General features: G+C 57.6%; 15 protein-coding genes. 8 read left to right on the top strand and 7 right to left on the bottom strand.

What is annotated here, in order from left to right; all coding sequences use genetic code 11:
• Positions 1-41: 41 nt before the first annotated feature.
• Positions 42-836: an AraC family transcriptional regulator gene (locus SPG90_RS01265; protein ID WP_213750958.1), complete on the top strand. Its 795-nt coding sequence runs from the start codon at positions 42-44 to the stop codon at positions 834-836.
• Here SPG90_RS01265 and SPG90_RS01260 read toward each other — a convergent pair.
• Positions 833-1,723, bottom strand: a complete 891-nt coding sequence (locus tag SPG90_RS01260; RefSeq protein ID WP_322407854.1) for an oxidoreductase — start codon at positions 1,721-1,723, stop codon at positions 833-835. The two genes, SPG90_RS01265 and SPG90_RS01260, sit on opposite strands and share 4 nt — an antisense overlap.
• A gap of 105 nt (positions 1,724-1,828) precedes the next feature.
• Here SPG90_RS01260 and SPG90_RS01255 point away from each other — a divergent pair, with 105 nt between their 5' ends.
• Positions 1,829-2,950 carry a YbdK family carboxylate-amine ligase gene (locus tag SPG90_RS01255; protein ID WP_322407853.1) on the top strand — a complete coding sequence of 374 codons (1,122 nt, stop codon included), beginning with the start codon at positions 1,829-1,831 and terminating at the stop codon, positions 2,948-2,950.
• Here SPG90_RS01255 and SPG90_RS01250 read toward each other — a convergent pair.
• The 3 genes from SPG90_RS01250 to SPG90_RS01240 form a co-directional block, all read right to left on the bottom strand.
• A complete protein-coding gene (locus SPG90_RS01250) occupies positions 2,880-6,035 on the bottom strand; it encodes an efflux RND transporter permease subunit (RefSeq protein ID WP_322407852.1) in 3,156 nt (1,051 codons plus the stop codon). The two genes, SPG90_RS01255 and SPG90_RS01250, sit on opposite strands and share 71 nt — an antisense overlap.
• A 9-nt stretch (positions 6,036-6,044) precedes the next feature.
• Positions 6,045-7,109, bottom strand: a complete 1,065-nt coding sequence (locus SPG90_RS01245; RefSeq protein WP_322407851.1) for an efflux RND transporter periplasmic adaptor subunit — start codon at positions 7,107-7,109, stop codon at positions 6,045-6,047.
• 108 nt (positions 7,110-7,217) lie between these two features.
• On the bottom strand, positions 7,218-9,926 hold the full coding sequence (locus SPG90_RS01240; RefSeq protein WP_322407850.1) for a cation-transporting P-type ATPase: 2,709 nt from the start codon (positions 9,924-9,926) through the stop codon (positions 7,218-7,220).
• Between the two features lie 478 nt (positions 9,927-10,404).
• On the opposite strand from SPG90_RS01240, the gene SPG90_RS01235 reads away from it, so the two are divergent.
• Positions 10,405-10,653 carry a DUF1158 domain-containing protein gene (locus SPG90_RS01235; protein ID WP_013097677.1) on the top strand — a complete coding sequence of 83 codons (249 nt, stop codon included), beginning with the start codon at positions 10,405-10,407 and terminating at the stop codon, positions 10,651-10,653.
• An 82-nt stretch (positions 10,654-10,735) separates the two neighbouring features.
• Here SPG90_RS01235 and SPG90_RS01230 read toward each other — a convergent pair whose 3' ends face one another.
• Both SPG90_RS01230 and SPG90_RS01225 read right to left on the bottom strand, forming a co-directional pair.
• Positions 10,736-11,077: a RamA family antibiotic efflux transcriptional regulator gene (locus tag SPG90_RS01230; protein ID WP_032668308.1), complete on the bottom strand. Its 342-nt coding sequence runs from the start codon at positions 11,075-11,077 to the stop codon at positions 10,736-10,738.
• A 32-nt stretch (positions 11,078-11,109) separates the two neighbouring features.
• Positions 11,110-12,213 (bottom strand): MBL fold metallo-hydrolase, encoded by a 1,104-nt coding sequence (locus SPG90_RS01225; RefSeq protein WP_322407849.1) that lies wholly within the window; start codon positions 12,211-12,213, stop codon positions 11,110-11,112.
• Positions 12,214-12,403: 190 nt separating this feature from the next.
• On the opposite strand from SPG90_RS01225, the gene SPG90_RS01220 reads away from it, so the two are divergent.
• The 5 genes from SPG90_RS01220 to SPG90_RS01200 all read left to right on the top strand — a co-directional run bounded on the left by SPG90_RS01220 (position 12,404) and on the right by SPG90_RS01200 (position 19,029).
• The gene (locus SPG90_RS01220) at positions 12,404-12,994 is read left to right on the top strand and encodes a TetR/AcrR family transcriptional regulator (protein WP_126302930.1); all 591 of its coding nucleotides are present in this window, start codon (positions 12,404-12,406) and stop codon (positions 12,992-12,994) included.
• Entirely contained in the window at positions 12,984-13,352 is a 369-nt protein-coding gene (locus SPG90_RS01215) for an MmcQ/YjbR family DNA-binding protein (RefSeq protein WP_239632046.1), read from the top strand. The genes SPG90_RS01220 and SPG90_RS01215 overlap by 11 nt, the downstream gene beginning before the upstream one ends.
• A gap of 120 nt (positions 13,353-13,472) precedes the next feature.
• A complete protein-coding gene (nfsB, locus tag SPG90_RS01210) occupies positions 13,473-14,126 on the top strand; it encodes an oxygen-insensitive NAD(P)H nitroreductase (RefSeq protein ID WP_248161505.1) in 654 nt (217 codons plus the stop codon).
• A gap of 533 nt (positions 14,127-14,659) precedes the next feature.
• Entirely contained in the window at positions 14,660-17,272 is a 2,613-nt protein-coding gene (locus tag SPG90_RS01205; RefSeq protein ID WP_248168821.1) for a filamentous hemagglutinin N-terminal domain-containing protein, read from the top strand.
• 92 nt (positions 17,273-17,364) lie between these two features.
• The gene (locus tag SPG90_RS01200; RefSeq protein ID WP_322407848.1) at positions 17,365-19,029 is read left to right on the top strand and encodes a ShlB/FhaC/HecB family hemolysin secretion/activation protein; all 1,665 of its coding nucleotides are present in this window, start codon (positions 17,365-17,367) and stop codon (positions 19,027-19,029) included.
• Between the two features lie 36 nt (positions 19,030-19,065).
• On the opposite strand, the gene SPG90_RS01195 is transcribed toward SPG90_RS01200, so the two are convergent.
• Positions 19,066-19,938: a helix-turn-helix transcriptional regulator gene (locus SPG90_RS01195; RefSeq protein ID WP_045400818.1), complete on the bottom strand. Its 873-nt coding sequence runs from the start codon at positions 19,936-19,938 to the stop codon at positions 19,066-19,068.
• Positions 19,939-19,970 lie beyond the last annotated feature (32 nt).

Here is a 19,970-nt window from a genome sequence, read left to right as displayed (position 1 = left end):
TACTCTATTCTGTCAAAAAATACCTAAATATTGCCATAATCGTGAAGCCTCAACCTGCTACTACGCTGTATGACCCCGACTCTACCGCCAGCCCGGCGGTGGCGCGTCATCTGGACTTCGTGGACTACACCGCGGAAGTGCCGGTGCATACCCACCGCAAGGGGCAGCTGATTATTGCCCGATACGGTGCGGTCAGCTGTTACGCGGAGAATGATATCTGGATTGTGCCGCCGGACTGCGCCGTCTGGATCCCAGGCGGGATCCCGCACAGCGCCAAAGCAACCTGGAACGCGCATCTCAACTATCTGTTTATTGAGCCCGGCGCGGCGGCGCTGCCGGAGAAGTGTTGCACGCTGGCGATCTCGCCGCTGATTAAGGAGCTGGTCGATCGTCTGACGCGCGAAAGCGTGGATTATCCCGCCGACGGCCACGTCGCCAGGCTGACCCGGGTCACGCTTGACGAGCTCGCCAGCATGCCGCAGCAGAAGCTAAGCCTGCCGGTCTCAACCGATCCGAAAATTCGCGCCATGGCGGACGCGCTGGTCAGCCGCCCTGAGGACAGAGGCACCCTGAAGGAGTGGGCGAAACGGCTCGCCCTCAGCGAGCGCTCGTTTGCCCGCCTGATGCAGCGCGAAACCGGGCTGAGCTTCGGGCGATGGCGCCAGCAGCTGCATTTGATTATTGCCCTGCGGGAGCTGGCAAGCGGCGTGCCCGTCCAGAACGTGGCGACAACGCTCGGGTACGAATCGGTGAACGCGTTTATCACCATGTTCAGAAAAGCGATGGGCAGCACGCCCGCCCATTACTTTGCCGAACGGAAAAACAGTAACCGTTAACCCGGCCCCTCGCTCCCCGCCGCCAGCAGCGGTACCACCACGTCGCTGATGAGCACCGCAATGCCGTGTTTGCGGCCGTAGCGCTGGATGACGCCGTTGCGGATATCCCACTCCATCGGGCGATCCGCCTGACGGTCAGCCAGAATCGACGTACCCAGGTCCACGGGCGCGCGCTGAAAGTTCGCCAGAATCTCCTGCGCCACGTCATCGTTCAGCTTCGCCCCTTCGGCGCGGGCGACGGCCAGCCCCTCGCGCAGGTAGGCCAGCGAAAGTTCGCTAATATCCTCGCGCCTGAACATTCCGGCGCGGCGATTGGCGAGCACCATCAGCCCGGCGACCGCGTTTTGCAGCAGCTTGCGCCAGGCGACGGTAGGGAAATCTGCCGAGAGCTCAACTTCACAGCGCGTTCCGTGAAGCACCTGCACCACCCGCTGCGCCTGCGGCACGTCTGGCAGCGTCAGGCGCGGCTTTGCCCGCAGCCACACGGAGGCATCCGGCTCGCGCTGGGCCGGGAACCACACCACCGACGGCAGCACCGTCGCGCCGTTTACCCACGGCTCAAGCTGGGCTTTTTGCTCCACGCCGTTTTGCAGCGCGCAGACCACGGTGTTTTCATCGCACAGGGCCCGCAGCCACCCGGCGCTGTCGGCATTTTGCGTCGTTTTTACCGCCACAAAAACGAGATCGACGGGGCGCGTGATGACGGCCTGATCGGTTAATACCGGACCGGGCACCACCGTTTCCCCCTCGTCATGGCGCAGGCGTAATTCCGGATGCGCGGTGCGCCCGCACAGCAGCGGCGTGCGCCCGGCGTCATGCAGCACCGCTGCGATGGTGGTCCCAATTGCGCCAGGCCCAATCAGCGCAATGGTTGGATTGTCAGACATGGTTAACTCCCCTTTTCGCTAAGCCTGCTAACAGTTATACCATCCTGAAAAGTGAGCGCCACGTCGTTGTCTATACTCAACACACAACAGACAACGGAGTGCGCCATGCCTTTACCCGATTTCAAGTCCTCTGAACCCTTCACCCTCGGCATCGAACTCGAACTGCAGGTGGTTAACCCGCCGGGCTATGATCTGAGCCAGGACTCCTCCGCGCTTATCGCCGCCGTCAAAGGCGACATCAAAGGCGGCGAGGTCAAACACGACATCACCGAAAGCATGCTCGAAATCGCCACCGGCGTATGCCAGAACATCGACCAGGCGGCGGCGCAGTTCTCGGTGATGCAGCAGAGCATCCTGCGCGCGGCGGCAGAGCAGCATATCCAGATCTGCGGCGGCGGGACGCATCCGTTCCAGAAGTGGCAGCGCCAGGAGGTGTGCGACGACGAGCGCTATAACGTCACGCTGGAGCGCTTTGGCTATCTGATTTTGCAGGCGACGGTGTTCGGTCAGCACGTTCACGTCGGCTGCCGGACCGGGGATGATGCCATTTACCTGCTGCACGGCCTGTCGCGCTTTGTGCCGCACTTTATTGCCCTGGCGGCCGCCTCGCCTTACATGCAGGGCACCGACACAAAGTTCTCCTCGTCGCGGCTCAATATCTTCTCCGGGTTCCCGGATAACGGACAGATGCCGTGGGTCAACAGCTGGCAGGAGTTTGAAGGGCTGTTCCGCCGCCTGAGCGCCACCAGCATGATCGACAGCATCAAAGATCTGCACTGGGATATTCGCCCCAGCCCACATTTTGGCACCGTGGAGGTGCGGGTGATGGATACGCCGCTGACGCTCGGCCACGCGATTAACATCGCCGGGCTTATCCAGGCGACCTCGCACTGGCTGCTGACCGCGCGGCCGTATAAGCATCAGGAAAAAGATTTTCTGCTGTACCGCTTTAACCGTTTTCAGGCCTGTCGCTACGGGCTGGAGGGGATCCTGACGGACGTGCACACCGGCGAGCACAAAACCGTGGCGGAAGACATTGCGTGGCTGCTGGAGCAGGTTGCGCCGTCGGCTGATAAGCTCGGTGCCACAAGCGCAATCAATGAAATTGCCCTGCTGTTAAAGCAGGGCAAAAGCGAGGCGCAGCGCATGCGGGAGTTTATCGCCGACGGTGGCTCGCTGATTTCTCTGGTTCAGAAGCACTGCGAGCTGTGGGCGACGAGTCCGTAAGTCCGTGGCCCCACTCGCGCAGGCGCTGGAACAGCACGAACAGCGCGGGGATAAACACAATCCCCACCACGGTCGCCACCAGCATGCCGCTGAACACCGTGGTGCCGATGATGCGGCGGCTCTGGGCACCCGCCCCGGTCGCCAGCATCATGGGCAATACGCCGATAATGAACGACACGGCGGTCATCATCACCGCGCGGAAGCGGCGCGATGCCCCTTCCCGCGCGGCATCGACAATCGCCATTCCGTCCATGCGCCGCGCGCGAGCGAACTCCACGATCAGGATCGCGTTCTTGGCGGCAAGGGCTATCAACAGCACCAGACCAATCTGCACGTACACGTCGTTGGCGTAGCCCGCCAACCACAGCCAGACCAGCGCCCCGCCGATGGCGAAAAGCACCGAGAGCATCACGCTCGCCGGGAGCGTCCAGCTCTCGTACTGGGCAACGAGGAACAGCCACGCCATCACCACCGCCGCCAGCACAATCCATATCGCCTGATTGCCGGTCTGCTGCTCCTGATACGACATGCCGCTCCAGGCATAGTCGTACCCGGCCGGCAAGTTTTCCGCCAGAATCTCGCCCATCGCCGCCATCGCGGTGCTGCTGCTCACTCCTTCCGCCGCCGAGCCGCTCACCGACACGGACGGGAACTGGTTGTACTGCTGCAGGAACGGCGCGCCGACGGTCGGCGTAATGGTGACTAGGTTGCTCAGGCGCACCCGCTCGCCGCTGTTGCTGCGCACGAACAGCTCGCCGATCTGCTCGGCGCGCTCGCGCCACTGCATCTCGTTCTGCATCACTACGTGGTAGACGCGGTTGTTGACGCTGAAATCCCCGGCGCGCGTGCCGCCAAAGGCGGTTTGCAGGCTGCTGAAGATGCGCGACACCGGCACGTCGAGGCGCGCGGCGCGCTCGCGGTCAACGGTCAGCGTCAGCTGCGGCACGTTGCTGCTCCAGGTGGTGAACACGCGGCTCAGCTGCGGATGCTGGTTGGCTTTCGCCAGCACTTCACGCGTCACGCGCTCCAGCTCTGCCGGGCTCTGCCCCGCCTGCGCCTGGATGCGCAGGTCGAAGCCGGAGGCGTTGCCCAGCCCCGGCAGCGTCGGCGGGGCAAAGGTCATGATGGTCGCTTCCGGCAGGGCCAGCAGCTGGCGCTGCAGGGTACCCATCACCTCATCCAGCGGCGGACGCTCGCTCCAGTCTTTGAGCATGATGGAGATAAACCCGCCGTTGGAGGCGCTGGTGCCGTTGAGAATGTTAAATCCGGAGACCTGAATCACGTCTTCAAACGCCGGATTTTTAGCGATGAGTTCGCGTGCCGTGTTCATCACCGCTTCGGTGCGCTCCAGCGAGGCCGCCTCCGGCAGCTGAACGCTGGCAAAGAAGTAGCCCTGATCCTCCTGCGGCAGGAAGCTTTTAGGCATCGACGTAAAGCTGAACGCCACCACGGCCGCCGCGCCTGCGGTGGCCAGCAGCGCCAGCCACGGGCGAAGGTTGAAGATAGTCACGATGCGGGTGTAGACGCCACGCGTGGCCTCCAGTCCCCGGTTGAACCCACGGAAAATTGCCGCGGGCTGCGCCGGGCGCGGGCGCAGCAGCAGGGCACAGAGCGCAGGAGTGAGGATCAGCGCCACCAGGCTTGAGAGCGTCACCGCAGTGGAAAGCGTCACCGCAAACTGGCGGTACAGCTCGCCGACAATCCCCGGCAGGAGCGCTACCGGCACAAACACCGCCAGCAGCACCAGCGTCGTGGCGATGACCGGCCCGGCGATCTGGCGCAGCGCCAGCGCGGTCGCCGCCGTGCGGCTCTGCCCTTCCGCCATCAGCGTTTCGACGCTCTCCACCACCACGATGGCGTCATCCACCACCATGGTCAGCGCCAGAATAATGGCGAACAGGCTGAGGGTGTTGGCGGAGTAGCCGAGCGTGTAGAGCACAGCGAAGGTGCCCACCAGCGATACCGGAATGGCGAGCGCGACAATCAGCGTCGCGCGCCAGCTTTGCAGGAACAGGGACACCACGACCACCACCGCCAGCAGGGTGAGCGCCAGCGAGACGCCGATCTCTTTAATGGTAGCGGCCACAAATGAGGTGGTGTCGAATTTCACCTCGTAGACCAGGTCGTCCGGGAAGCGCGTCGAGAGGCGTTCCAGCTCCGCGCGCACCGCGTCGGCCACGCGCAGGGCGTTGGCGGACGGCGTCGGGTAGATGCCGAGATAGGCGGAGTCGTGCCCGTTCAGCTGCGCGCCGGAGCTGTAGCTTCGCGAGCCGAGCTCGATGGTTGCGACGTCCTTCAGACGCACCAGCTGGCCCATCTCGCCCGCGCGGATGATGATATCGGCAAAGTCTTCGGCCTGGCTTAAGCGTCCCAGCCCGTTGATGGTCAGAGTCTGCTGCTGGCCGTTAAACACCGGCGGCGTACCGACCTGGCCTGCCGCCCCCTGCACGTTCTGCTCGCGCAGCGCCTGCGCCACGTCGTCGGTGGTGACGTTCAGGGCGTTCATGCGGTCCGGACGCAGCCAGATGCGCATACTGTAGTCGCGCGCGCCAAACATCTGCACCTGCCCGACGCCCGGCAGGCGGGACAGCGCCTCGCGCACCTGGGTGCTGGCGTAGTTGCTGACGAACAGCGGCGTATGGGTGTTGTTCGGTGAGTAAAGACTTACCCCCATCATCAGGTTGGTGGCGCGCTTGCGCACCTGCACGCCGTTTTGCTGCGCTTCGGTCGGGAGCTGCGCCACGGCCTGCGCCACGCGGTTTTGCACGTCGATGGCGGCGAGGTCCGGATCGGTGCCCGCCGCAAAGGTAATGTTCAGGCTGTACGAGCCTTCGTCCGAGCTGGTGGACTCCATGTAGAGCATGTGATCCACGCCGTTCAGCTGGGTCTCCAGCGGCGTGGCGATAGCCTCCGCCACGTCAGCCGAGCTGGCGCCCGGCCAGCTGGCAGACACATTCACCACCGGCGGCGCGATCTGCGGGTACTGCTCCACCGGGATAATCCTCAGCGCAATGGCCCCCAGCAGGGTGATGACCAGCGCAATCACCATCGCGAAGCGCGGGCGTTTGATGAAAAACGTCAGCATGATGGCTCCTTAATTCAGTATCTGGACGGCAGCGCCTGGCTGCACGCGCTGCACGCCGTCAGTAATCGCTCGCTCACCGGACTTCACGCCGGAGGTAATCCGGAACTGCTGGCCGATCTGTCCGGCGATCTTCAGCGGCCGCATTTCGGCTTTTCCGTCGGCGTTAACCACCCAGGCAAAGAACCCGTCGCCGTTCTGCTGGACCGCCGCCGCGGGCAGGGTCAGAACCGGCTGCTCGCTGGCCGGGCGCAGCGTCACGTTCACGCTGCCGCCGGGCAACAGCTGATGGCGCGGGTTGGCAAACTCGGCGCGCAGCATCACGCTGGCGGTGCGCGGATCGATGCGGTTGTCCACGGAGGTCAGCTCACCGCTGACGCGCTGGCCGTTGCTGTCAATTAACGCCTGCCAGGCCTGCTTCATGGCGCTGATATCCACATGCTGTCCAGCTTTGGTGGCAAACGCCCCCTCTTCCAGCGCAAAGGCGATGCGGATGGGGTCGAGCTGCACCACCTCCACCAGTACGCCGCTGGCAGGGTTGACCAGGCTGCCGACGTGGAACCGGCTGTGCCCCACGCGACCGTCGATCGGCGAGGTGATGCGGGTGTAGTTCAGAGTGACATTACGGGTTTCGAGCCGGGCTTTTGCCTGCTCCAGCGCGGCGCTCGCCACGTCCCGCTGCATGCGGGCGTTGTCCACGTCGTGACGGCTGATGGCGTTGCTGCTGCCCAGGCTTTCAAAGCGGGAAAACTGCTGCTGCGCCTGGCGCAGCGTGGCTTCGGCGCTTCTTACCTCGGCCTGCGCCAGGCGCAGGGCGGCGCGCGGCTCGGCGTCGTCCAGCTCGAACAGCAGGTCGCCTTTTTTCACGTACTGCCCGTCGCGGAAGTGGATTTTGGCGATCGCGCCTTCGGTACGCGCGCGCAGCTCAACGGTGTGGATGGCTTCGATGCGGCCAGGGATCTGGCGCTCGGCGGCGTGGGCGGTCTGCTCCACGGTGGCGACGCGAACGGGGATGGCGGCGGCGACTACGGGTTGCAGGGTGCAGGCGAGAAGTGCGAACAGGAGTGGGCGTTTCATGGGAGTACCTCAGCGTTGTTTCTCCCCTCACCCCGGCCCTCTCCCACAGGGAGAGGGAGGTCAGAGTCCCCTCTCCCTGTGGGAGAGGGTTAGGGTGAGGGCAAAAGGTTATGCAGCCTGACGGAACCTGCGGGTCAGTCGCTTCTCGACTTCGACGACGAAGAACATCACGCCCGCCACCGCCAGAGTCACAAACCAGTAGCGCAGCGGCAGCGCTTCGGTGCCGAACAACATCTGCATCAACGGCAGGTAGATAATCGCCGCCTGGAGCAGGAACAACACGCCCGTCACCAGCCAGATCCCTTTATTCGCCAGCAGGCCGCGGTTCAGGGAGAACCCTTCGGTGTTGCGGCAGTTAATCATGTACACCCACTGGGCGCAGACCAGCATCTGCAGCAGCACGGTGCGGATGAACTCCGCGCTGTGGCCGCGCGGGGCCAGCCAGGCTTCCAGCGCAAAGGCGGCAATGGCAATCATGGTGCCGACGAAGGCCACGCGCCACACGGCGTAGGCGTCCATCACGTGCTGCCCGGTCTGACGCGGCGGACGGCGCATGATGTTGCGCTCGGCGGCCTCAAAGGCCAGGCCGAAGGAGAGCGTGGCGGAGGTGGCCATGTTCATCCACAGAATCAGCACCGGCGTCAGCGGAATGATGTTCCCCGCCAGCAGCGCAATCACAATCAGCAGACCCTGCGCGAGGTTGGTCGGCATGATGAACAGGATGGTCTTCTTCAGGTTGTCGTAAACGCGACGCCCCTCTTTCACCGCGCTGGCGATGGTGGCGAAGTTATCGTCCGTCAGGACCATGTCCGCCGCCTCTTTGGTCACTTCCGTGCCCTTGATGCCCATCGCGATGCCGACGTCAGCCTGACGCAGCGCCGGGGCATCGTTCACGCCGTCGCCGGTCATGCCGACGATTTCGCCTTTGTCCTGCAGCGCTTTCACCAGGCGCAGCTTATGCTCCGGGCTGGTACGGGCGAAGATGTCATACTTCACCGCCGCTTCCGCCAGCGCGGCGTCGTCCATTTTCTCCAGCTCGTAGCCGGTGACCGCCTGCTCGCTGTTGGTGATCCCCAGCATCTTGCCGATGCTCATCGCCGTCTGCGGGTGATCCCCGGTGATCATCTTCACGCGGATCCCCGCCTGCTGGCAGGCGTTAATCGCATCAATGGCTTCCGGACGCGGCGGATCCATCATCCCGGCGATACCGAGGAAGATCAGGCCGTGGCTCAGGTCGTCGTGCGTCAGTTCCTGCTCACCGTTCGCCGGCTTGAACGCCGCGGCGACCATGCGCAGCCCCTGACGCGCATAGCGCTCCATCTCGCTTTCCCAGTACGCGCGGTTGAAGGCTTCCACGCCGTTGCGGGTCTGCTGCTCGTTGCACAGGGCGAAAATCACGTCCGGCGCGCCGGTGATCAGGATCTGCTCCTCACCGCCAATCTGGTAGTGGGTGCTCATGTACTTGTACTGCGAGTCGAACGGGATCTTGTTAACCAGCGTGGTCATGACCGGCTCAAGGCTGGCCTTCGCCGCCAGCACCTTCAGCGCGCCCTCGGTCGGCCCACCGGTGATGCCCCACAGGCCGCGCTCGTCCTGGATCAGCTGGCTGTCGTTACACAGGTCGATGGTGCGCAGGTACTGCTCCAGCACGGCGCCCGGCTGGATGTGGATCGGCTCATCGCTGCCTTCCAGGTAGATATTGCCTACCGGCTCGTAGCTGTTGCCGTCCACGCGGTAGCAGGCGTCAGCGGTGATAATGGCTTTGACCGTCATCTCGTTCATGGTCAGGGTGCCGGTTTTATCCGAGCAGACCACGGTCATCGCGCCCAGGGTTTCCACCGTCGGCAGCTTGCGGATAATTGCCCGCTTGCGCGCCATCGCCTGCACGCCCAGGGAGAGGATGATGGAGATAATCGCCGGCAGGCCTTCCGGCACGGAGGCCACCGCCAGGCTAATCAGGGAGAGCAGCAGCTCGCCCATCGGGATCTCGCGGAACGCCAGGCTGAAGACAAACAGCGCGGCCATCATCGCCAGGATAATGGCGAAGATCGCTTTACCCAGCTTGTCCATCTGCACCAGCAGCGGCGTGCGGTGCTTTTCGATGCCCGCCATCATCTGGTTGATGTGGCCAAGCTCCGTATCCTTACCGGTCGCGGTGACCACGCCTACGCCGCCGCCCGCGCTTACGGTCGTCCCGGAGAAGACCATATTGGTCCGATCGCCCAGCGGCAGTTCACCGCTCAGCGGATTAACGTGTTTATCCACCACGGTGGATTCACCGGTCAGAATCGCCTCTTCCACGCGTAAATTATGCGCTTCGATTAAACGCATATCCGCCGGAATACGATCTCCCGCGCGTAATACAATAATATCGCCCGGGACTATTTCAGTTGTAGGTATCGTTTCGTGGTTGCCGTTACGAATAACGCGCGCCTCGCTGGAGAGCATATTGCGAATACTCTTCAGGGATTTTTCCGCGTTGCTTTCCTGGATATGACCAATTAAAGCATTGATTACCGCCACGCCCAGAATAACCAGCGTATCAACCCAGTGGCCCATGATTGCCGTTAATACGGCGGCGGCCAGCAGGACATAAATCAGGACATCATTAAAATGGGCCAAAAAACGCAGCCAGGCAGGCTTGCCTTTTTTCTCCGGCAGCGCATTGGGGCCATGTTTTTGCAGACGCGCCTGCGCCTCTGCACGGTCCAGACCGCTGGCCTGGCTCTTCATGTGAGCAAGCACCTGCTCTGTGGTCTGCTGATATGCCAGCCCGCCGGAAGGCGGCACGTTTGGGGATAATTTTTTCTCGGTCATCGTATTTTTCCTTCAATATCCGGTGAAAAGAAGCCTGAATTCCTTTCGGGCATAAATAAATTCATTTTAAAGTCTTGCGGGTAAAATTGATCTACCGCAATATAATGACTTCTCGGTTATTCAAAACTGCTTAAAACTATTTTGATGAGCCAATTTTTACAAAATATTTCTAAACCAAATCTAAACGAGGAGGATCCATGTTTGGTATTTATCGCGGGCGTCGCCTGGCGTTATACATTATCGCAGCCATTGTTATTGCCACGTTAATTGGTTATAGCACTTATACATTTGTAAAATTATTTTCCTGATAAAGACGTTTATTTACATAACGCGATATTAATATAAATGCCGGGTCGTATTTTGTTATTTATTCGCTAAATAATATCTTCGTTTTATTCAATAACGCCTGAATCGCTGATATTGCTTTACGTTACAGGATGCCGGACAATGACATTTTTAACTGACGATTAACATTACGATGAAACACCCGTTAGAATCGCTGCTTACGGCAGGCGGCATTTTATTGCTGGCCCTGCTCTCCTGCCTGCTGTTACCCGCGCCGTCGCTGGGTCTGGTGCTGGCGCAGAAGCTGGTTCAGACCTTTCACATGGTCGATCTGAACCAGCTTTACACCATTCTGTTCTGCGTGTGGTTTTTACTGCTGGGGGCCATCGAATTCTTCGTCCTGCGTTTCGTCTGGCGCCGCTGGTTTTCACTGGCGTCGTAAGCCAATAAAAAAGCCGGGTGGCGACTTCGCCTTACCCGGCCTGTGATGGCAATTTTCCTGACCCGCCAGGGCGGAAAACAGCTCAGTGCGGCTGACTGTGGTTCTCCTTGCGGTACGCACCAGGCGGCTGGTTGAACGTGCGGGTGAAGATTCGGGTAAACGTCTGCTGCGAGTCAAACCCGTAACGCAGGCAGATGTCGTACACCCGGGCGTCGGATTCACGCAGATCGCGCGCCGCCAGCAGCAGCTTGCGTTCACGGATATAGCGCCCCAGGCTCTCCCCTTTGTACTGCATAAACAGCCGCTGCAGGTGCCACTTCGAGTAGCCCGCGTGGCGGGCAATCTCTTCTATACGTAATGGCTGGTGCAGATTGTCGTCGATCCATTCGACGATAGTGTCGATGACTTGAGCGGAAATGGTCATACTGCTGTCCCCCTCTGCTTCTCGCTTAAACATTATTCCCACCACGCGCGAAAGGTTTGCGCGGTGTCACTCACCCGCACGGGCTCACCCAGTTCCGGCGTCAGCAGCCGATAATTTTTGTCCTTGCTGGCGCGCGCCAGCTGGATCAGCGGATCGTTCCAGGCGTGTTTCGCCAGCACGAAGCGTCCGTTATGCCCGGGCACCACGGCTTTCGCGTTCAGATCCACCGAGGCCTGCGCCGTTTCCTCCGGGAGCATGTGGATGTACTTCCAGTCCTGGTCGTACTGGCCGTTTTCCATGATGGCGACATCCACGCCATCAAACTGCTCGCCGATGGCCTTAAAGTGCGGGCCGTAGCCGGAATCCCCGCTGTAATAAACCTTCTGCTCTGGCGTGACGAACATAAAGCTGCCCCACAGGGTTCTATCGCGCTTGATGCCGCGCCCGGAGAAGTGGCGCGCCGGCAGAACATGCACCGTCAGTTCATCGCTGATGCGCACCGACTGGTTCCAGTCGCGCTCGGCAATAATCTCTGGCTTCATCCCCCAGTAGCGAAGATGGGATCCCACGCCCAGCGGCGTCACCACGCGCTTCACCTTCGGCAGTAGCGCCCGGATGGTGGCGTAATCCAGATGATCGTAGTGATCGTGCGAGATAATCAGCAGGTCGATTTCCGGCATGCTTTCAGCGCGCCACGGATACTCCCCGGCAAAGGCTTTATTCAGAAACGAGAACGGCGCGGCATAGTTGCTGAGCACCGGGTCAATCAGGATGCGTTTGCCCGCGAGCTGCAGGTACCACGAGGAGTGGCCGAGCCACACCAGGGTGTCCTGCTCCAGCGGCAGGCTCGCAAGATCGGTTTTCACCAGCGGCAGCGGCTGGGCCGGTCGCGCGTTTTCGGTTTTTTTGGTCAGAAAATCCCACGTCGCGACCAGCATATTTTTGTCGCCGTTATAGCCCGGCGTCGGCAGCGTATTGTGGAATTTCCCGTCGCGATACTGGGGAGAGGCCTCCACTTCAGTGAGCTGCTCACCCTGCGGTGGCTGGCCGAATCCGGCATTCAGAACAAACGGTAAACTCGCAGCTGAAGCTATGATCATGATTAACACCACGCAGATGAAGAGAGGTTTTTTCATATCCAGACCCGAAAACGCGCCCCATCCGATAGTTTGCGCGGGGTAAACTTGATTATGAGTGAGTAAGCACTCATTATAGATATGATGATAAAGTCGTCAAGACGTTTTCGATCTTTGACATTCCGCGTTGCAGCGTGTCAAAGCACGTGTTTCAATCAGGGTTTTTATAATTGACAGGGGGAAAAATTTAGTGGCACGTCCGAAGAGTGAAGATAAAAAACAGGCCTTACTGGAAGCCGCAACGGTGGCGTTTGCACAGTCAGGTATTGCCGCCTCAACGGCGTTAATTGCCCGCAAGGCGGGTGTCGCCGAAGGCACCCTGTTCCGCTACTTTGCTACCAAAGACGATCTGCTGAATGCCCTCTATCTGCACCTGAAGCAGGATCTCTGCCAGGCCATGCTGGCAAACCTCGATCGCACCATTACGCTGCCAAAAGAACATACCCGCAATATCTGGAACAGCTATGTGGACTGGGGTATTCGTAACCCCGTGGCCCATGCTGCTATCCGCCAGATTGGCGTCAGTGAAAAGCTGAGCGCCGAAACGGAACAGGCGGTGAAAGAGATGTTCCCGGAGCTGCATGAGCTCTGCCGCCGCTCGGTGCGTCAGGTGTTTATGTCAGATGAATTTAAAACGTTTGGCGATGCGCTTTTCTTATCGCTGGCCGAATCTACGATGGAATTTGCCACTCGCGACCCTTCCCGCGCCGTTGATTTTAAAGCGCTCGGCTTTGAGGTGATGTGGCGCGGGCTTGCCCAGGAAGAGAACGATGGACAGTAAAGCATTGCAGGAGCATGCAAAACGCGTGGCGCTGGAGCTGCCGTTCACCGAACACTGCTGGCCGTTCGGCCCCGAGTACGACGTTTTTAAGGTAAGCGGGAAAATTTTTATGCTGATGGCCACCGTACGCGGACGACCGCACGTCAGCCTGAAGTCAGACCCAGAAAAATCCCTGTTAAATCAGCAAATTTACCGCGGCGTTGAGCCGGGCTATCACCTCAATAAAAAACACTGGATTTCGCTTTACGGCACTGACGACATCACACCTGAACTGGTCGCCGACCTGATAGCGGATTCGTGGAATCTGGTGGTCGATAAGCTGCCGAAAAAAGACCAGAAGTGGATCCGGCCGGTCTGATTGTTCGTCTGAGACGAACAGATTAAGCGCTCGAATTGCACTTATCTTTTTCCGCGTCCCGCTGTAATCTGCATTCCTTTCGCGCCCGAGAGCGGGCGAATTTCATCACCAGGAGTTGTTATGGATATCATTTCTGTCGCCCTGAAACGCCACTCTACCAAGGCGTTCGACCCAGCCAAAAAACTGACCGCAGAAGAAGCGGAAAAAATCAAAACCCTGCTGCAGTACAGCCCGTCCAGCACCAACTCCCAGCCGTGGCACTTCATTGTGGCCAGCACCGAGGAAGGTAAAGCGCGCGTGGCGAAATCTGCCGCGGGTACCTACGTGTTCAACGAACGCAAAATGCTGGATGCTTCTCACGTGGTGGTGTTCTGCGCGAAAACCGCGATGGATGACGCCTGGCTGGAGCGCGTCGTGGATCAGGAAGAGGCCGATGGCCGTTTCAACACGCCGGAAGCCAAAGCCGCAAACCATAAGGGCCGCACCTATTTCGCCGACATGCACCGCGTGGATCTGAAAGATGACGACCAGTGGATGGCGAAGCAGGTTTACCTGAACGTCGGCAATTTCCTGCTGGGCGTTGCTGCGCTTGGCCTGGACGCAGTACCGATTGAAGGTTTCGACGCCGCGATCCTCGACGAAGAGTTTGGTCTGAAAGAGAAAGGCTTCACCAGCCTGGTGGTGGTGCCGGTTGGGCATCACAGCGTTGAAGATTTCAACGCAACGCTGCCGAAGTCTCGCCTGCCGCTGAGCACGATTCTGACCGAGTGCTGATCTCCTCTGGCACGCTGGGCTTCGGCGTGCCTGCTTTCAATACAGCATACTCTCAGGATTCTGAACCCTTTTCGCTTTGAGTTTGAGCACGCGTCAGACCATCATGCTATTGCCATAACGCCGCCTCTCTTTGAAGCGTATCACTCAGCGTGGAACATCAATGTCCGCTACCTAAGTTAGTCTTTATGTATAGATTCACCCCGTTACAAGTCAAATAATTTGTAACACTACAGAAATACTTACATCAGAATTTTTTCATATAATTTTATAATCATAAAATGTTTCCTTCCAGTTCAGATCAATCAGTTATTAACTCACACTATCCTAATTTATAAGCCTCATAAATATACCCGCTTATTTTCCCTCGTGCTTACGCTAATTATTTCACTCTTAAACATCATTAAGTAATACGCACTTTACATGAATTGTTACATGTCTATTTCTGGAAGCGAGATTCTGCATGTTTTTATGTGTGCCCATTTCGCATGAAAGGGAATGGGAAAAATTTTTCAAGGAATTACAAGGATAGATATATGAAAAAAAAAGATGCAGTGAGCACTCATTCTAATTCAAAGGTATTGCACGCCAAACTGGCACCAACCTGCTTTGCGACTATGTTTGCACTTGGCATGATCATGCCTGCTCAGGCAGCCATCGTGGCAGGTAATACCGATAAACCGCTTATCCATACGGATGCAAGCGGCGCAACCATCGTAGATATCAACAAGGCGAGCGCTGGTGGGGTTTCCCATAACGTTTATTCCGAATTTAACGTCGACAGCAAAGGCGTGATCCTTAACAACAGCGGCACAGTAACCAACACCCAATTAGCTGGTCAGATCGATGGCAACGCTAATATGGCCAGCGGCAGCGCTAAGGTGATCCTAAACGAAGTGCGCTCATCCGATCCGAGCCAGCTGAACGGCATGGTCGAAGTGGCAGGCCAATCCGCCCAGGTGATTATCGCCAACCCATCAGGCATCACCTGTGACGGTTGCGGATTTATCAATACCAACCACGCTACACTGACTACCGGTACTGCCACATACGATAACAAGGGTAATGTTAACGGTCTTGATGTAAGCAAAGGTCAGGTGACCATCACCGGTAAAGGGATGGATACCCGCTCTACGCAGTACACCGACATTATTGCCCGTTCAGTGAAAGTCAATGCGAAACTTCAGGCTAACGAACTGAACATCATAACGGGTAACAACCGCATCGATAAAAATGGTCATGTGCAGAAGAAGTATGACAGCAGCAATACCCCTGACGTAGCGCTGGATGTCTCTGCTCTGGGCTCCATGTATGCGAATAAAATTTTTATGGAAGGCACAGATACCGGCGTTGGCGTACATATCGATCATGCTGACCTGACGGCATCCGACGCGTTGTCAATTAACGTTGATGGTGTGGTCGAAAACAACGGTGGACATATCAGCGGTAAAAATGCAGCTACCGTAATGGGTGGTGATGTCCTGAACCATAATGGTCAAATTACCTCAGAGGGTATGGTGTCCGTTGCCGCAGACCACACGCTGGACAACACTACCGGTGTCATTAAAGCTGCAAAGGTCAATCTATCCGGCAAAGATACCGTTAACAACCATGGCTCCATCCAGGGCAGCCAGAATACCTTTATTATCGCTGACTCGCTGGACAATAGCGACGGTGAAATTATCAGCAATGGTGATTTGACTATCAGCCGCGCCTCCTGGAATTACAACGCGCAGGGCGTGAATAATACCCATGGCCGCATTAATGCTAAGGGGGCCCTCAATATTGACGCTGCCAGCCTTAACAACTCCACTGGCCGCGTAGAAACCGATGGTGCGATGACAATCAATGTCGACACGCTGACGAACGATAATGGTCTTATCTCAGCAGGGGACGGCTGGAACATGATCAGCGCCTCCATGCTGAATAACGATAACGGCGTGATTCAGGCTGTGGGATCTGACAGCCAGATTCAGGTGAGCGGCAACAACATGCTCTCTAACCGCAATGGATTAATCCACAGCAACGGCTATGTTTCAATTAATGGTGCGCTGGATAATATGTCCGGAACCATCACTGCCGATAAAGACCTCTTTATGTACGGCACGTCCTACTATTCTGACCTTGCCAGTAAGATGGAAGCTGCCGGCAATATCGACATGACCGTGACCGGCACGTTCCAGAACGCCGGAACCGTTAAGGCGGGTCAGAATATGATGTTAAACATCGGTTCTACTGGCTGGTATAGCTATGGCGGTCCCGCGCAGAACAGCGGTTCCATCTCGGCTGAGGGTCGCCTGGCGCTGCAGATGAACAGCAGTCTGTTCGACAACAGCGGCGACATTACCGCTAATCAGATGGATCTTCAACTGGCAGACCTGTCTAACAGCGGTTCGATCGCCAGCAAGAATGATATCAATCTGAACACCACGAGCCTGGAAAACCGGGGTAAGGGCGTGATGAGCGCCGACCATAACATCAGCGTCACCACCTCTTATCTAATGACTGATGCAGGTAGCCAGATCAACGCTGGTTCTGATGCCACGCTGTTCGTGATGAACAACCTGGACAACAATGGTGATATCCGTGCGGCACATGACATTAATCTCAACGTAATGGGCAGCTACGGCTGGTCTCAAGGTACCGCGTATAACTTCGGAACGATGAAGGCGGGTAATAAACTGAACGCACAGATGGAGCGGGTAACACTCATCAACGGGGGAACGCTGTCCGCCGATAACGGTATTACTCTGATCAGTAACTACCTGACTAACAGTGGTAACATCACTAGCACAAGTGATATTACGTTGAATACAGCCAACGGCGTTAACAACGAAGCCAGCGGTAATATTACCGGCAATCGCGTGTACACCACAGGCTACGTCAATAATATGGGCGTTATTAACGAGACCGGTGCAGCAAATCAAGGTACAGATAATAACACTGCTGATGACATCAATACCAACCCAGGTTCGAATGCCACTGCGAATAATAGTGGAAATACCACAATTAAGCCAAATGGTACCCCTGAAGGTAATGGTGTTTGGGAAAACGGAGTTGTCTATCAACCTGGTGATAAGTATTACGGCCATGTTGTTCAGGACATTATTTATTATCCTGGCGGCTATTTCATCACTATCGCAGCGTAATTCCATTTAAATAATAAAGCCTCACACCTTCGTGAGGCTTTATTCCCAAACTATGTTTCTGTGATGGGTATTTCCGGAAATTTTAAATTATAATGAAAATTTATCAAGCGGCTCTCAGCTTCCTTTTTTTGTCCTTATGCTTAATGCAATCCTCTCTACTTCATGCCGAACCAGCAACAATACAGCAGCAGGACCAAGCCCGACACGAACAACTCGCCCCTCCGGGTAAGCTGCTGCTTACAGCTGAAAGTACATCTCATGGCGACGCTCTTGTTCTTCCGAAAGAGTCTGTTTGCTACGACATTCTCCATGTGAGGATCGACAATACGGAGTCGCTTCCAAACTGGCTCACCTTTCGCGATTTTATTCGTCAGGCTGAGAATAACTGTATCGGCGTGAAAGGAATTAAAGCCATATATACAGCCGTGCAGAATCGATTAATATCCCACGGATTTATTACTACCCGTGTATTAATACCGGAGCAAAATTTGCTTAAGGGAACGTTAACCCTGCGAATTCTGCCTGGACGTGTCAGTGATGTCATTATTCAGGATCAAAGTGGGCTCCCCGTTCATCGCTGGAATAACATCCCGCAAGGGGCGGGCGACCTCCTCGATTTACGCGGTCTGGAACAGGGGCTGGAAAACCTGCAGCGTATTCCCGGTTCGCAGGCGAGTATTCGTCTGGTGCCGGGGGAAAATCCCGGCGATAGCCGCGTAGAGATCAAGCGCGACCAGCGTAAAGTCTGGCGACTGGGCAGCTGGTTTGATGATTCTGGTAGTAAATATACCGGACGGTATCAGGGCGGACTGGTACTGTATTTGGATAACCCCACCTCGCTCAACGATATGTTTTATGTAGCGTATGGCGGCGGTTTCAAAAATGAAAACGGCAAGCGTAACGATAATACCTCGGCGTTTTACTCCGTTCCCTGGGGATACTGGGCGCTGGAACTTTATGCCAGCCAGTACAGAACGACGCAGACTATCCATAGCGGTGATTTTGATTACCGGTACAGTAGCGATCAAAAGTTAATGACCGCCGCGCTTAACCGCGTGGTTTACCGCAGCGCGAGCCAGAAAACCACGCTGGGCTTTAAAGGGATCAAGCGTGATACCCGCTACGATCTTAACGACATGGAAGTGGAGGTTCAGCACCGGGACACCAGCAGTTGGCTGCTTAGCCTGGAACACTTAGCCTATCTTCCATTTGGTCAACTTACGGCAAGCTTAGGTTATCAACATGCCGCACCGTGGTTTGGTGAAGAAGCCGATGCTGAAGAGGTAGTGGGCAATGCCGACGCGCAGGCGCGCATCATTACGCTGAGCGCAGACGGTAGTTTCCCTTTCAAACTGGGCAAGTTCGCCCTCAGCTATGAACCGCATTTCAAACAACAGACCACTCCGGACAGGCTTACCCAGCCCGATAAGTTCACCATCGGCAACCGCTGGACGGTACGCGGCTTTGACGGAGAGTCCTCATTGTATGCCGACAAAGGCTGGTATCTACGTAATGATATCAATCTGAATCTGCCGGTATGGGGAATGCAGCCGTATATTGGCGCAGACTACGGCGAAGTCAGCGGCTCAGAAAATGATTACTGGAGCGGGGCCCACATTCTCGGTGCGGCCGCAGGCGTGCGCGGGGTGAAAGGACACGTGGGATATGACCTTTTTGCAGGTGTGCCATTGGTAAAACCGGATGAGATGCATACCAGTCCCGTCACGCTTGGGTTTTCGGTACAATGGCAGTACTAAGAGCACAGTGAAATAGTCCCCCTCGGGCGATGAGTATTATGACCGACTTTTCTCTGCCAGCCACGCCATCGCCCGCTCCCCCGCTTCATCCACCGGGAGATACACCAGCAGCCGCGAGCCGTTTCGCGGCGCGGAATACCAGTACATCTGCTGCAGCGTAAAATCCCCCAGCTCGGGATGGGTAAACAGCTTGAGCTGGTTCTCCACGCCGCGCACGTCGTTGCGCTGGTGCCACAGGGTTTTAAACTCTTCGGATACCGCAAAGAAGCGCGCCAGTTTGGCCTCCCACAGCGGGTCGCCCCGGTGTTCGGCCATCGCCGCCCGGAAATAGGAGACAAAGATGGGCAGCACGTCGTCGCGCCTGCCGAGGCGCGCGCGCCACGCAGGATGCGTGAGGAACAAATAAATACAGTTGCGGTCTTCGGGAGGAATGTCATTGAAATCGACGCCCATCAGATGCCCGAAGCTGTCGTTCCAGGCCACGATATCGAAGTTCGGTTTCTGAATGCTGGCGGGTTTCGGCATCAGCGTATCCAGCAGGCGGCGCGTGCCTTCGCTGATGCCCTCGCAGCAGACCGCCTGCGGCGCTTCGCCCGGCGGTAACCCCGCTAGCAGAAACAGGTGTCGGGCCTCGGTAGGGGTGCACTGCAGCGCTTTTGCCACAGCGGCCATCACCGCGCTGGACGGATTGACGTCCCTGCCCTGCTCCAGCCAGGTGTACCAGGTCACGCCCACGTCCGCGAGCATCGCCACCTCTTCCCGGCGCAGACCCGGCGTGCGGCGGCGACCGCTGCGCGGCAGGCCGAGACGCTGCGGATCGAGGCTTTCACGTCGTGCGCGCAAAAATGCCCCCAGCTGTTTTCGGGTGTCATCCTGAAGTGAGACGACGGGTTCAGACATCAAGGCCATAAATCCCCCTGCATGGTAGTGCCAGTACCAGT

The organism is Enterobacter sp. D2 (assembly GCF_034427575.1).
Lineage (GTDB): Bacteria > Pseudomonadota > Gammaproteobacteria > Enterobacterales > Enterobacteriaceae > Enterobacter > Enterobacter cloacae_M.
This window is presented reverse-complemented; position numbering and strand designations above follow the sequence as displayed.